The sequence below is a fragment of the Isoptericola sp. S6320L genome, assembly GCF_023015685.1.
Lineage (GTDB): Bacteria > Actinomycetota > Actinomycetes > Actinomycetales > Cellulomonadaceae > Isoptericola > Isoptericola halotolerans_A.
This window is the reverse complement of the sequence record NZ_JALKAT010000006.1, coordinates 1-13,082: the sequence shown is the minus strand read 5'-3', so window position 1 is coordinate 13,082 and position 13,082 is coordinate 1. Positions and strand designations below refer to the sequence as shown.

At 75.7% G+C, this 13,082-nt stretch carries 13 protein-coding genes; 8 read left to right on the top strand and 5 right to left on the bottom strand.

The features are described from left to right. Nucleotide 1 precedes the first annotated feature (1 nt). Nucleotides 2-907 carry a LysR family transcriptional regulator gene (locus MWU57_RS05185; RefSeq protein ID WP_246907725.1) on the top strand — a complete coding sequence of 302 codons (906 nt, stop codon included), beginning with the start codon at nucleotides 2-4 and terminating at the stop codon, nucleotides 905-907. On the opposite strand, the gene MWU57_RS05180 is transcribed toward MWU57_RS05185, so the two are convergent. The 4 genes from MWU57_RS05180 to MWU57_RS05165 all read right to left on the bottom strand — a co-directional run bounded on the left by MWU57_RS05180 (nucleotide 885) and on the right by MWU57_RS05165 (nucleotide 3,772). Beyond that, nucleotides 885-1,598: a rhamnogalacturonan acetylesterase gene (locus MWU57_RS05180; RefSeq protein ID WP_246907722.1), complete on the bottom strand. Its 714-nt coding sequence runs from the start codon at nucleotides 1,596-1,598 to the stop codon at nucleotides 885-887. The two genes, MWU57_RS05185 and MWU57_RS05180, sit on opposite strands and share 23 nt — an antisense overlap. 64 nt (nucleotides 1,599-1,662) lie before the next feature. Further along, entirely contained in the window at nucleotides 1,663-2,439 is a 777-nt protein-coding gene (locus MWU57_RS05175; RefSeq protein ID WP_246907718.1) for an ABC transporter permease, read from the bottom strand. After that, nucleotides 2,436-3,170 (bottom strand): ABC transporter ATP-binding protein, encoded by a 735-nt coding sequence (locus tag MWU57_RS05170; RefSeq protein WP_246907717.1) that lies wholly within the window; start codon nucleotides 3,168-3,170, stop codon nucleotides 2,436-2,438. Before MWU57_RS05170 ends, MWU57_RS05175 begins: the two co-directional genes overlap by 4 nt. After that, complete coding sequence (locus MWU57_RS05165) at nucleotides 3,167-3,772, bottom strand: TetR/AcrR family transcriptional regulator (RefSeq protein ID WP_246907715.1); 606 nt, start codon at nucleotides 3,770-3,772, stop codon at nucleotides 3,167-3,169. The genes MWU57_RS05170 and MWU57_RS05165 overlap by 4 nt, the downstream gene beginning before the upstream one ends. Before the next feature lie 89 nt (nucleotides 3,773-3,861). Between MWU57_RS05165 and MWU57_RS05160 the strand changes: the two genes are divergently transcribed. From MWU57_RS05160 to MWU57_RS05130, 7 genes are all read left to right on the top strand, one after another. Continuing rightward, nucleotides 3,862-6,543, top strand: coding sequence for a DNA polymerase III subunit gamma and tau (locus tag MWU57_RS05160; protein ID WP_246907714.1), 2,682 nt, complete (start codon nucleotides 3,862-3,864; stop codon nucleotides 6,541-6,543). Further along, nucleotides 6,540-6,935, top strand: a complete 396-nt coding sequence (locus tag MWU57_RS05155) for an NUDIX domain-containing protein (RefSeq protein WP_106266318.1) — start codon at nucleotides 6,540-6,542, stop codon at nucleotides 6,933-6,935. Before MWU57_RS05160 ends, MWU57_RS05155 begins: the two co-directional genes overlap by 4 nt. A gap of 32 nt (nucleotides 6,936-6,967) precedes the next feature. Further along, on the top strand, nucleotides 6,968-8,521 hold the full coding sequence (locus MWU57_RS05150) for a serine hydrolase (RefSeq protein ID WP_246907713.1): 1,554 nt from the start codon (nucleotides 6,968-6,970) through the stop codon (nucleotides 8,519-8,521). A 133-nt stretch (nucleotides 8,522-8,654) separates the two neighbouring features. Continuing rightward, nucleotides 8,655-9,605: an ABC transporter ATP-binding protein gene (locus MWU57_RS05145; RefSeq protein WP_246907711.1), complete on the top strand. Its 951-nt coding sequence runs from the start codon at nucleotides 8,655-8,657 to the stop codon at nucleotides 9,603-9,605. Then, on the top strand, nucleotides 9,602-10,441 hold the full coding sequence (locus MWU57_RS05140) for an ABC transporter permease (RefSeq protein WP_246907710.1): 840 nt from the start codon (nucleotides 9,602-9,604) through the stop codon (nucleotides 10,439-10,441). Before MWU57_RS05145 ends, MWU57_RS05140 begins: the two co-directional genes overlap by 4 nt. Before the next feature lie 35 nt (nucleotides 10,442-10,476). Further along, nucleotides 10,477-11,760, top strand: a complete 1,284-nt coding sequence (locus tag MWU57_RS18335) for a sensor histidine kinase (RefSeq protein WP_246907707.1) — start codon at nucleotides 10,477-10,479, stop codon at nucleotides 11,758-11,760. Then, nucleotides 11,757-12,362: a DNA-binding response regulator gene (locus MWU57_RS05130; RefSeq protein WP_106266308.1), complete on the top strand. Its 606-nt coding sequence runs from the start codon at nucleotides 11,757-11,759 to the stop codon at nucleotides 12,360-12,362. Before MWU57_RS18335 ends, MWU57_RS05130 begins: the two co-directional genes overlap by 4 nt. 33 nt (nucleotides 12,363-12,395) lie before the next feature. Here MWU57_RS05130 and MWU57_RS05125 read toward each other — a convergent pair whose 3' ends face one another. Continuing rightward, nucleotides 12,396-12,905, bottom strand: a complete 510-nt coding sequence (locus tag MWU57_RS05125) for an NUDIX hydrolase (RefSeq protein ID WP_246907704.1) — start codon at nucleotides 12,903-12,905, stop codon at nucleotides 12,396-12,398. Nucleotides 12,906-13,082: the final 177 nt, after the last annotated feature.

The window sequence follows — 13,082 nt, the reverse complement described above, 5'->3', positions numbered from 1 at the left end:
GATGGAGCTGCAGCAGCTGCGGTACGTCGTCGCGGTCGCGGAGACGGGGAGCTTCACCCGGGCCGCCGAGCGGTGCTACGTCGTGCAGTCGGCGCTCAGCCACCAGGTGGCGGCGCTCGAGCGGGAGCTGGGGGTCCGGCTGTTCGCCCGCACGAGCCGGCGGGTCGAGATCACGGCCGCAGGGGAGGCGTTCCTGGCCTCGGCGCGGCTCGCGCTGGGCGCCGCCGAGCGCGCCGCGGTGGACGCGGCCGCCGCCGCCGGTCAGGTGCGCGGGACCCTCCGGCTCGGCGTCATCCCGACGGTGACGGCCCTCGACTTGCCGGCCACGCTCCGTGCGTTCCGGTCCGCGCACCCCCAGGTCGCGGTGTCGCTGCGCGTCGCGGCCAGCGACGCGCTCGTGACGGCGGTGCGCGCGGGGGAGCTCGACGTCGCGGTGCTCGGGCTGCCGGCCGACGTGCCGCCGTCGGGCGTCCGGCACCGGGAGCTGGCGCGGGAGCGGCTGGTGGCCGTGGTCGGTGCCGGGCACGCGCTGGCCGGGAGGGTGCGCGTCGATCTCGCGGCGCTCGCGGACGAGACGTTCGCCGACTTCCCGGCCGGGTCGCCGGGCAGGGCGCAGAGCGACCGCGCCTTCACCGCGGCCGGGCTGCGGCGCGAGGTCGCCTTCGAGGCGCCGACGACGGACCTGCTGCTGGGGCTCGTCCGGGAAGGTCTCGCGGTGGTCATGCTGCCCGAACGGGTGGTCGCCGGCGCCGAGGGCGTGGTCGTGCTGCGGGTGTCGCGCGGCCCGTCGCGGGTGCAGCACCTCGCGTGGAGCGACCTGAACCCGAGCCCGGCCGCCCTGGCGTTCGTGGACCTGGTGGGTGACGCGGGCGGACCGGCCGCGGTCAGCCCTGCTGCGCCGCCATGATCGCCGCGCCCATCGGCTCCGTGCCGTCGTGCACGCCGTCGATCGAGACGAGCGCCTCGGCGACGTACCGGGCCACGTACCGGGCGCCCGCGGTGGTGAAGTGGGTGTTGTCGCTCGCCAGGGCGTCGTCGACGGCCAGCCCCGCCTGCGCGGCGGCGCCGTGCGGGAACAGCGCGGCCGACGCCGCCTCACCGAGCCAGGCGTACAGCCACCGGGTGAAGACGGTCAGGTCGACGACCGGGACGTCGAGCTCCTTGCCCAGGGCGCGCACGGTGGCGGGGTAGGACCCGTGCGACCAGCGCAGCGACCCGTCGTCGGCGAACCAGCGGCGCTCGACGCTGGTGGCCAGGACGGGGCGGGCTCCGGCGTCGCGCACCTCGGTGACGAACTCCGTGAGCCGACGGCGGTACCCGCCCTCGGCGGCCAGCTCGGCCGGGTCCTTCTGGTCGTTGTGACCGAACTGGATGATCACGGTGTCGCCCGGCCGCAACGCCTCGGTCACGCGATCCCAGTGGCCCTCGTCGCGGAACGACCTGGTGGTGGCGCCGCCGATCGCCAGGTTCCGGACGTCGTCGTCCAGCAGCGCGGCGAGCTCGTCCCCCCAGCCCAGCAGCGGGACCTCCGGGTGGCCCGAGGTGGCGCCGTGGTCGGTGGGGGCGACGGTGGAGTCGCCCGCGAGGTGGATCGTCATCGGTCCTCCGGGTGGCGGGTTGAATCGATTAAACACTAGGCGTGAGGGGCCGCTGCGTCAACGCTCAGACGTCGGTGAGCCGGCGCCACTGCCAGGCGACGACAGCGAGGCCGACCGGCACCGCCGCCGCCGCCAGCAACAGCCCGACCGGCCCGACGGCGGACGCGGCGGCCGGACCGCCCATGCCCGTCCACAGCGACGGCACCGCGTACGGGAACCAGGCGCCGCCGCCCACCAGCACCACCATCTGGGTCACCGCCACGACGCCGATCAGCGCGCCCACCGTCGCCAGCGGGCTCCGGGTCGCCGTCGCCACCGCGCCGAAGGGCAGCGCGAGCCCCGCGGCGAGCAGGCCGGCCACCAGGGCCCGGCCCCCCGCGGCCCACGCCTCGGCGCCCAGCCCGGCCGATGCCACGGCGGACGCCGCCACCGCCAGCAGGACCGCCCCTGCCGCACACGCCGCGGCCCAGCCGAGCAGCACCAGGCAGCGGGCCAGCGCCACCGTCGAGCGCGGCGTCGCCAGCCCGAAGTACGCCCCGGCGCGGCCGTCGGCCAACGGCTGGGCGAACGCCGCCGCCGCGGCGAAGCCGGTCGCGAGGAGGGCCGCGACCGAGAGCACCTGCCCGGCCGCCACCAGCTGCGTGGTCGCCGCGTCGCCCGTCGCGTACGGCGCCAGCTTGGCCGCCCCGGCACCCACGACGGCGCCCGACCGGGCCAGCGCCACCAGGCCCACCGCGGCGACCGGGACCAGGAGGACCAGCAGCGGCGTCGCGATCCGCTGCACCGCCGAACGGCGCCACGCGAGCGTCTCCACCCGCACCGCGGTGCCGAGCCCGGTCATGCCGCACCACCGGGCGCGGGCACGGCGGCGTCCGCCTCGAGCACGCGAGCGAAGAACCGTCGTTCCATCTCGGGTCCGGGCGCGAGCTCCCCGACGTCGCGACCGCCGTGCACGACGACGACGCGGTCCGCCACGCGCGCCACCTCGTCCAGGTGGTGGCTGGAGACCAGCACGCCGGCGCCGGCGTCGGCCAGGGAGCGCACCAGCTCGCGCACGAGGACCACGCCCCGCGGGTCCAGGGCGGAGGTCGGTTCGTCGAGCACCAGCGCCGACGGGCCGTGCACCACCGCACAGGCGATCCCGAGACGCTGAGCGTTGCCGGCGGACAACGTGCGGGCCCGGGCGTGGGCCCACACCTCCAGGTCCAGGCGCTGCACGACGGCGGAGCCCACGGTCGCGACCTCCGCTCGCGGGACGCCGTGCAGCAGCGCCGCGGTGCGGACGTTCTCGGTGACCGTGAGGTCCGGCGAGACCAGCGCGGCGCCGACGACGTGGCCGAACCGGCGTGCCGCCGTCGGGCCCAGCGTGGCGGGGTCCGCGCTGAGCACCCGTGCGGTGCCCCCCGCCGGGCGGAGCCGGCCGGTCAGGACACGCAGCGCCGTCGTCTTGCCGGCGCCGTTGAGGCCGACCAACGCGACGACCTCCCCGGGGCCGACGGCGACGGACAGGCCGGCGAGCGCCGTGCGCTCGCCGAACCGGTGGTGCAGGTCGTGCAGGGCGAGCACGGTCATGAGGACTCCCCGAGGAGCGCGAGCGCGCGGGTGACGACCGCGCCGAGGTGGCGTCCGCCGTCGGTCGGGTCGGCTCCTCGGTCGGTCGGGTCGGGCCGGTCGAGCAGGTCCGGCATGGCGAGGAGGGCGGCGGTGCAGGCGCCGAGGCAGGCCGCGGCGGCGACGGCGGCGTCGAAGCGGGGGACGCCGTCGGCGACGAGGGCGTCGGTGATCGCCCGCTCGGTGTCGGCGGTGGCCGCCGCGACGGCGGCGCGCAGGGCCGGGTGCGCGGCGACGAGCCGGACGCGACGCTCGGCCGTGGCGTCCTCGACCGGCTCGATGGTGCCGAGGGCGGCGAGCAGGCCGCGCCGGACGCGCTCGACGGGGCCGAGGTCGCGGGGCTGGGCGGCGACGGCGCGGGCGAGCAGCGGGTCGTAGGGGTCGGAGACGAGGACGGAGTCCTTGGTCGGGAAGTGGCGGAAGAACGTCATCTGCGTGACGCCGGCCGCCGCCGCGACCTGGGCGACCGTCGTCGCGTCGTAGCCCTGGCGCTCGAACAGGTCCAGGGCGGCGTCGAGGATGCGTGCCCGGGTGCGCAGGGACCGTGGGGTGAGGGTGGCCACGACACAATGTTAGTCACTAACATTCGTGGTGGCGAGCGGCGGGAGGCCGGGAGGTGTCCGTGTCGGCCCCGGCGTCTATCGTTGCGTGCGTGTCCACCGCTCTGTACCGCCGCTACCGGCCCGAGACCTTCGCCGAGGTGATCGGCCAGGAGCACGTCACCGCGCCGCTCATGCAGGCGCTGCGCAGCGGGCGCGTCAACCACGCCTACCTCTTCTCCGGGCCTCGCGGCTGCGGCAAGACGACGTCGGCACGCATCCTCGCGCGCACGCTCAACTGCGCGCGCAACACCCCCGAGAAGCCGCTCGACACCCCCTGCGGGGAGTGCCCCTCGTGCGTGGAGCTGGCCCGCGGCGGCTCGGGGTCGCTCGACGTCGTCGAGATCGACGCGGCGTCGCACAACGGCGTGGACGACGCCCGCGACCTGCGCGAGCGGGCGACGTTCGCCCCCGCACGCGACCGGTACAAGATCTTCATCCTCGACGAGGCCCACATGGTCACCCAGCAGGGCTTCAACGCGCTGCTGAAGATCGTCGAGGAGCCACCGCCGCACATCAAGTTCGTGTTCGCGACGACGGAGCCCGACAAGGTGATCGGCACCATCCGCTCGCGCACCCACCACTACCCGTTCCGGCTCGTGCCGCCGGACGTCCTGGGCCCGTACCTGGACCAGCTGTGCGCCGCCGAGGGCGTCCAGATCGGCGCGGGGGTGGTGCCGCTGGTGACCCGCGCGGGCGGGGGGTCCGTGCGCGACTCGCTGTCGGTCATGGACCAGCTCATCGCCGGCGCGACCGGTGGTTCGGTCGAGTACGACACGGCCGTCGGCCTGCTCGGCTTCACGCACGCGACCCTGCTGGACGACGTCGTGGACGCGCTCGCGGCGCGCGACGGCGCCTCGATCTTCCGCGTGGTCGACCAGATCATCGCGACGGGGCACGAGCCGCGCCGGTTCGTCGAGGACGTCCTGGAGCGGCTGCGGGACCTGGTCGTGATCGCCGTCTCGGGGGACGCCGCCGGCGCGGTGCTGCGCGACCTGCCCTCGGACCAGCTCGAGCGGATGACCGAGCAGGCGTCGCACCTCGGCCTGGCCGAGCTCTCGCGCGCGGCCGACCTGGTCAACTCCGCCCTCACCGAGATGACCGGCGCCACGTCGCCGCGCCTGCACCTCGAGCTGCTCTGCGCCCGGCTGCTGCTGCCCGGCGCGGACGACGGTGCCGACGGCCTCGCCGCGCGCATCGACCGGCTGGAGCGGGGAGCGATCGTCGCCGCGCCCACGGGCGTCCCCGTCGCCGCCGGTGCCGGGCAGGACGTCGGCACGGCAGGCATGTCCGGCGCGGAGCCAGAGCCGGCGGGGACGTCCGCCGGTGCTGCGCAGGGCGTCGCCACGGCAGGCCTGTCCGGCGCGGCGGCCGCGCGGGCTGCGCTGCAGCAGAGCCGGCGACCCGTGGCCCGGGACGCCGGGTCGGCCGCCTCGGCGGCGCCTGCTGCTTCGGCTGCTCCGGCGGCGCCGGCCGAGCCCGCACCGGCACCGGAGTCGGCACCAGCACCGGAGGCTGCTTCCGCACCCGAGGCTGCCCCCGCACCGGAGGCCGACGACGCAGCGTCCGCATCGGCCGGCGAGGCGCCGACCGAGGATGTCGCCGCCGACCCGCCGGCCGAGGACGCCACCGCCGATGCCGGCCCGCTGGGCGAACCTTCGGCACCGGACGTCGACGAGCCGGCGGGGGAACCCGTCGCCGACGAGCCCTCGGCCGACGAGGCGGTCGCTGGGTCGGCCGACGAGGCGGTCGTTGGGTCGGCCGCCGAGCCGGTCGCCGAGGTCCAGGCTGCAGCGCCAGCGCCTGCGCCGCAGGACGAGCCGCCGGCCACGCCCGCGGCCGAGCCGGAGCCCGACACCGCGGCGGTGCACACCCCCGCAGCGGCGGCGGAGCCGTCCCCGGGTACGCCCGAGGTGACGGCCGAGCTCGTCCGCCGTCGGTGGGACGAGGTGGTCGCGAACCTGTCCAGCCCGGTCACCCGCGCCCTGGTGGGCCCCAACGCGCAGGTGGCCTCGCTGTCCGGGGGCGTGCTCCGGATCGCCTTCGACGCCGAGGGCATGGCGCGCACGTTCTCGGCCCAGCCGCGCCACGTCGATGCGGTGGTCGACGCCGTGTTCCAGACCCTCGGGGTGCAGGTCCGCCTCGAGACCACCGTCGGCGCGCCCGGACCTGCCCAGCCGCCGACCCCGCCGCGGCCGAGCGCGGCCGACGAGGAACAGGACGGCGGCTCCCGAGGAGCCGCCGTCGCGCCAGCCGGCTCCCCGCGTGGCGGGGTCTCCGTCGCCGAACGCGCGGACGATCCACCTCCCCGGGAGCTGCCGGCCGACGAACCCCAGTCGGCCCAGAGCGTGCAGTCGGCCCAGTCGGCCCAGAGCGTGCAGTCGGCGGCCGACGCCGCCGACGCCGCCTGGCTCGCCGGGTCGTCGGCGTCGCCCTCGGACGGTGCGTCGGCCGCCACGCCCGCCCCGGGCGCCGGGGCACCTCCCACCGTGGCGCCGCAGCGCCCCGACGTGCCGCCGTCGGCCCCCGCGCAGACGCCGCGCCAGGCGGCCGAGCAGGCCGCGGCAGCCTCCCGGGCGCGGGAGCAGACCGCCCCGCCGCCGTCCGCACCGAGCGGGTACGACGACGCCTCCGACGACGACCCCGACATCGCGGCGACGGGGTTGGTCGGGGTGCCGCTCGTCGTGAAGGCGCTCGACGGCACGATCCTGGAGGAGGTCGCGGACCAGCCGTGAGGACCATCCACGTCGTGGCCGCGGTGATCGTGCGCGACGGCCGGTTCCTGCTGGTCCGCAAGCGGGGCACCAGCGCTTTCATGCAGGTGGGCGGCAAACCGGAGCCCGGTGAGTCGCCGGTGCAGGCGCTCGTGCGCGAGTGCGCCGAGGAGATCGGCCTCGTCGTCGACCCGGACGCCGCCGTCCCGCTGGGCAGCTTCAGCGCGTCGGCCGCGAACGAGCCGGACCACGTCGTCGTCGCCGACGCGTTCGCCGTCGAGCTCCCGGCCGGGTTCGAGCCCGAGCCTCGCGCCGAGCTGGCCGAGCTCGTCTGGGTGGACCCCGCCGACCCCGTCACCACGCACCCGGTCGCGGCGCTCTCGGTCGACCTGCTCGCCCACGCCCGCACCTGACGCTCGCCGCAGCCGTGCGGCACACTGGGCCCGTGCCGACGACGACACCGACCACAGCCCGACTGCCCCGCGCCACCCCCGAGTCGCAGGGGGTGGACCGCGCCGCGCTGGCGCGGCTCGCCGAGACGCTCGACGGCATCCGTGACGTGCACAGCCTCATGGTGCTGCGCCACGGCGTCGTCGTCGCCGAGGAGTGGTGGCACCCCTACGCCCCCGACGAGCCGCACACGATGTTCTCGGTGTCCAAGTCGTTCACGGCCACCGCCGTGGGCCTCGCCGTCGACGAGGGCCTGCTCCGCACCGACGACCGCGTGATCGACCTGCTGCCCGACGACGCCCCCGCAGACCCGGGCGACAACCTGGCCGCCATGACTGTCCGTGACCTGCTGACGATGACGTCCGGCCACGGCACCGACACGATGAACTTCACCCTGACGAACCTGCACGTCCCCGGGCCGAGCTGGGCGCAGGCGATCCTCGCCGCGCCGGTGACCCACGAGCCGGGGACGCGCTTCGTCTACAACACGGGCGCCACGTACCTCCTCTCGGCGATCCTGCACCGGCTCACCGGCGAGCGGCTGCTCGACTACCTCACGCCGCGCCTGCTCGCCCCGCTGGGCATCGCGGGCGCCACCTGGGAGCAGTGCCCGCAGGGGATCGACGTCGGCGGCTACGGCCTGCGGCTGACCACCGAGGACCTCGCCGTGTTCGGCCAGCTGCTGCTGCAACGGGGCACCTGGCGCGGCGAACAGCTCGTCCCGGCCGCGTGGGTCGACGAGATGACAGCCGCCCAGGTGCCCAACGGCCCCGACCAGAACGCCGACTGGGAGCAGGGCTATGGCTACCAGTTCTGGCGCTGCCGCGGTGGCGCGTACCGTGCCGACGGCGCGTTCGGGCAGTTCTGCGTGGTGTGGCCCGAGCGCGACGCCGTGGCGGTGCTGACGTCCGGCACGACCGCGACCGCCACCGAGCTCGAGGCGGTCCTCGAGTGCTTGCGCGAGACCGCCGGCAGCGCCCCGGACGGCGCCCCGGCCGGCGCCTCACGACCCGACGACGACGGCGCGCCGCACTCGCTCGGCGACCGGACCGTCGCGTTGCCCCGCGGAGCGTCGCACGTGCCGCTCGAGGACTTCGTGCGCGGCTCCGCCTTCACGCTCGGCCCGCCCGACGACGCAGCCCCGGCCGCGGCGGACGGTCCGGCGCCGGGATCGCCGTCGGACCACGCGGCGTCGTTCCTGCGGTGGCGCACCGTCGCCGTCGACCGGGACGGCGACGAGATCGTGCTGTCCTGGACCGTCGAGGACCGCGCCGAGCAGCACGTGGTGCGCTGCGGCGTCGGCCGGTGGGTGCTCGGCAGGGCAGAGATCGACGGGGAGGACCTGCCCGGCGCCGGCGCCGCCGCCTGGACCGCCCCGGACGAGCTGACGTGCCGCCTGCTGGGTCGAGGCACGCCGTTCGCCCTCGACGTCCGCCTGACCTTCGGCGGGGACGGCGAGGGGCGCCGGGTCGAGGTGGCCGTCGACCAGAACGTGTCGTTCGGCCCGACGGCGTTGCTCCGCGCCACCGGGATCGGCGCCGCACGCTGAGCCCGCCCGCGCCGTCGGTGCCGGGCGGCGAGGTACCCGCCTGACAGATGTCATGCCTGTCCGGTGGGAACTTCATCGCCACCGGTGAGACGGGGCACTACCTGCGGTGACGTCGGGGCGGCAGGCTCGAGGCATGACCTACGAACCGATCGTCTCCGTCCGCGGGGCCCGGCGTCGGTACGGCCTGTTCGAGGCCGTGCGCGGCGTCGACCTCGACGTCCGGCGCGGCGAGCTGCTGGCCCTGCTCGGCACCAACGGCGCCGGCAAGACGTCGCTGGTCGAGCTGGTCGAGGGTCTGGCCCCCGCCGACGCCGGCGAGATCCGGGTGCTCGGGCACGACCCGTACCGCGAGCGCGCGCGGATCGTCGGCGGCCTGGGTGTGATGCTCCAGGAGGCCGGCTTCTCCTCCGACCTGACCACCGTCGAGACGATGCGCCTGTGGGCCGGCACTCTCGCCCGCCCACGCCCCGTGGAGGAGGTGCTCGACGACCTGGCGCTCACCTCCCGCACCGACGTGCGGGTGGGCAGCCTCTCCGGCGGTGAACGCCGGCGGCTCGACCTGGCGCTCGCGATCCTCGGCCGCCCGGAGCTGCTGGTGCTCGACGAGCCCACCACCGGCCTGGACCCCGAGAGCCGCCGTGCGGTGTGGCGGCTCGTGCGCGGGCTGCTGGAGGACGGGGTCACCGTCCTGCTGACCACGCACTACCTCGAGGAGGCGGAGGAGCTCGCCGACCGCGTCGCGATCATGCGTGCCGGTCGGGTGGTACGCGAGGGCACCGTGGCCGAGGCCGTCTCCGCCGAACCGGCACGGATCGAGTTCCTCCCGCACGACGGCCCGGGTGCCGCGCTGACCCTCGCGACGACGGACCTGCCGGTGCTCCCGGGTCTGGTGGCCGCCGACGTCGAGCGGGGCCGGGTCCGGTTGCGGACCACCAGCCTGCAGGGGGACCTGGAGGTCCTGCTGGCCTGGGCCCGCGAGCGCGGCCTGCGGCTGGAGGAGCTCGAGGCGCGGTCGGCCTCCCTCGAGCAGGCCTTCCTGTCCCTGGCGCAGAGCGCCGACGTCGACGAGGAGGTCGCGGCATGACCACCACCAGCACCACCCTGACCGCGGGTGGCCGGACCCCGCGACCCACGGCGTCGCGCACCCGACGGCTGCTGGCCCTCGCCCGTGCCGAGACCCTGCTCCTGGTCCGCAACCGTGCTGCACTCACCAACGCGCTGCTGCTCCCCGTGGGGTTCGTCGGCCTGTTCGGCCTGCTCGGCGGGGTGGGCGGCGACGGGGCCTCCGGTGCCGACGTCGCGGCGGCGGTGCTCGTCATGCTGCTCGTCGTCGCGCTGATCTTCGTCGTCTACTACAACCTCACCACCGCGTACGTGGCGCGCCGGGAGGACCGGGTGCTCCAACGGCTCCTCACCGGCTCGACCACCCGCGTCGAGGCGCTGCTCGCACCCGCGCTGCCCGCCGTCGTCGTCACCCTCGCCCAGCTCGTGCTCGGGTACGTGGCGGTGGCCGTGGTGATCGGGCCGCCGGGCATGACCAACCCGGTGCTGCTGCTCGTCGCCGTGCTGGGCGGGGCGGCGGTGCTCGGGGCGCTCGCCGCCGCGACCGCCGGATTCTCCCGGACGGTGGAGTCGGTCCAGCTCACGACGCTGCCGGTCATCGTCCTCGTGCTGCCCTTCGCCGGGATGTTCCCGACCCCGGACATCGGCCCGCTCAGCACCGTCGCGCGGTTCACGCCGCTGCACCCCGTCTCCGAGCTCGTCCTGCTCGGACTGAACGGGACCGACGCCGCCGGGCGGACGCTGTCGTTCGTCGAGACGTTCGGCGCGGCAGCCCTGCCGACGGCGGTGCTCGTCGGGTGGACGGCCCTCGGGATCCTGGCCGCACGGCGTGGGATGCGTTGGGCGCCGCGACGTTGACCCCCACGGCACCCGAGACGTGGCAGGCTGACGACGTGACCTCCGAGCCCACCACCGCACCTCGCACGGCGTCGCACCGGCCGGCCGCCTCGCTGGCCGGTGGTGCCCGGGGCGTGGAGATCTACACGCGGATCAGCCTGTACCTGTTCGTGCCGCTGGAGGGTTTCTTCTACCTGTACGCGGTCGTCGCGCTGGCGGAGCACGACCCGCTGCCGTCGGCCGTCGCGCTCGGAGCGCTCGCCGTCGCCGCCCTGGTCCACATCGGGACGGCGTTCGCGACGGTGCACGTCGGCTTCGACCGGCCGTTGGTCGCGGGCGGCAGGCTGCACCCGGTCGTGATCGCCCTGCTCGTCGCGACCGCCGCCGTCGTCGTCCTCGCGCTGGTGGTGCTGCCCGGGGCGCCGGACGACGCCCTGGGCCGCGACGCGCGGGCCCTGACGATCGCGGTCTGCGGCGCCGCGACCTGCGGAGCGTTGGCGACCGGGTTCGCGATGCGGACGCTGACCGTGGTCGCGCTGTGGGTGCCGGTGGTCGTCCTGGTCACCTGGGTCCTCGACGGCTCGTTCAGCGGCGGCGCGGTCGTGGGTGCCGTGTTCCTCTACGCCCTGGTGCTGTTCTGGACGGGAACCGTGCGCATCTCGATGTGGATCGTCGAGGTGGTGCGCGAGCTCGAGGCGTCGCGCGAGGTGGCCGGCCGGCTCGCCGTCGCCGAGGAGCGGCTGCGGATCTCCCGCGACATGCACGACGTCGTCGGGCGCGCGCTGTCCGCCGTCGCCGTCAAGAGCGACCTGTCCGCCGCGCTGGCCCGGCGCGGCGACCCCCGTGCCGCCGAGGAGATGGACGAGGTCCGCACCCTCGCGCAGGAGTCGCTGCGCGAGGTGCGCGGCGTCGTCGCCGGGTATCGCTCGACCGACCTGGCCACCGAGCTGGCCGGGGCGCGGTCCGTGCTGCGGGCCGCCGGGATCGCGGTCCGCGTCATCGGTGCGGTGCCGCCGCTGGGCACGCCGCAGCAGGAGGCCCTGGCCTGGGTGGTGCGCGAGGCCGTGACCAACGTGGTGCGGCACTCGCGGGCGACCGAGTGCCGGCTGGAGCTCGACGACGACGGCGCGACGACCGAGCTGCGCATCGTCAACGACGGCGTCGTGTCCGGCGGGCCCGACGCCGCGGGACTCGGTGAGCCCCGTGTGCCCGGCGGGACCGGGCTGGCCGGCCTGCGCGAACGACTGGCCGCCGCGGGCGGCACCCTCGACGTGGCGGCCCACGGTGATCGGTTCACCGTGGTGGCGCGCGTCCCGAACGCTCCCGGAGCTGCCGCATGATCCGCATCGTCCTCGCCGACGACGAGACTCTCATCCGCGACGCCGTCGCCCAGCTCCTGGACCTGGAGGACGACCTGGACGTGATCGCCGTGGCGGGTTCTGGGACCGAGGCCGTCGCCGTCGTGCGGCACCTCCGGCCGGACGTCGCGGTGCTCGACCTGCAGATGCCGGGCGCCGACGGGATCGAGGTGGCCGAGGCCGTCCGGACGGAGGTGCCGGACTGCGGCATCGTCATCGTCACGGGGCACGGGCGACCCGGGCACCTCAAGAAGGCGCTCGGGGCCGGGGTGCGGGGGTTCCTGCCCAAGACCGTGTCGGCCACGGTGCTGGCCGCCGCGATCCGGCAGGTCGCGTCCGGCGGACGGTACGTCGACCCGGAGCTGGCGGCGGACGCCATCGCCGCGGGCGACTCGCCGCTCACGGCGCGCGAGGCGGACGTGCTGGAGCTGGCCGCCGACGGCGCACCGGTGGAGGAGATCGCCGACCGCGCCGCGCTCGCGCCCGGCACCGTGCGCAACTACCTGTCCTCCGCCGTGGCGAAGCTCGGCGTGACCAACCGGCACGAGGCGGTCCGGGTGGCGCGCGCCAAGGGCTGGGTCTGATCCCGCGGCTCGGCAGCGTGCGGGCACCAGGGGCTACGCGCGCAGGGCGTCGAGCCAGCGATGCAGCAGTGCGACCGAGTCGGGGACGAAGTCGAGCTCGTCGATCATGGTCGCGAGCCGGCGAGGTGCGACCCATGCTCCCCAGGCGACCTCGTCCGGTTGCCACGTGATGGTGCCGTCGTAGGTGCAGGTGAACAGGAAGGCGTGGTAGCGGGCGCTGACATCGGCGTAGTCGGACTCGCCCAACGACAGCAACTGGACGCCGGTCACGCCGAGCTCCTCGGCGACCTCGCGTGCGGCGGAGTCTGCGGGCAGTTCCCCGGCGCGGACCACACCGCCCGCGCAGAAGTCGTAGCGACCGGGGTAGACGTCCTTGCCGTTGGTGCGCCGGTGCACGTAGACGTCGCCCGCCGTGTTCCGCACGACGACGGCTGTCGCCGCGTGCGGGAGGTTCCGGGCTCGCACGCGGTGGCGTGGCGCGACGCCGACCGGACGACCGTCGTCGTACAGCGCGACGAGCTCCGCGCCGGGGTCGTGATCCATGCTGTGCATCCTGTCTGGCGTGCGCATGGCGTGCGAAAGATGCGGCGTTCGGCAGTTTCGGTTCCGTTCGGCAGTTCAAGCTGCCGAACGGAGCGCAAAGTGCCGAACGGGTGGCGCGCGCCAAGGGCTGGGTCTGATCCCGCCCACCCCCTCCTCGCTGTGGGTGCACGACACGCC

Excerpts from the sequence above, each read along its gene's own strand:
- MWU57_RS05185 (WP_246907725.1), top strand. The coding sequence starts at position 2 with ATGGAGCTGCAGCAGCTGCGGTACGTCGTCGCGGTCGCGGAGACGGGG.
- MWU57_RS05180 (WP_246907722.1), bottom strand. The coding sequence starts at position 1,598 with ATGACGATCCACCTCGCGGGCGACTCCACCGTCGCCCCCACCGACCAC.
- MWU57_RS05175 (WP_246907718.1), bottom strand. The coding sequence starts at position 2,439 with ATGACCGGGCTCGGCACCGCGGTGCGGGTGGAGACGCTCGCGTGGCGC.
- MWU57_RS05170 (WP_246907717.1), bottom strand. The coding sequence starts at position 3,170 with ATGACCGTGCTCGCCCTGCACGACCTGCACCACCGGTTCGGCGAGCGC.
- MWU57_RS05145 (WP_246907711.1), top strand. The coding sequence starts at position 8,655 with ATGACCTACGAACCGATCGTCTCCGTCCGCGGGGCCCGGCGTCGGTAC.
- MWU57_RS05140 (WP_246907710.1), top strand. The coding sequence starts at position 9,602 with ATGACCACCACCAGCACCACCCTGACCGCGGGTGGCCGGACCCCGCGA.
- MWU57_RS05130 (WP_106266308.1), top strand. The coding sequence starts at position 11,757 with ATGATCCGCATCGTCCTCGCCGACGACGAGACTCTCATCCGCGACGCC.
- MWU57_RS05125 (WP_246907704.1), bottom strand. The coding sequence starts at position 12,905 with ATGGATCACGACCCCGGCGCGGAGCTCGTCGCGCTGTACGACGACGGT.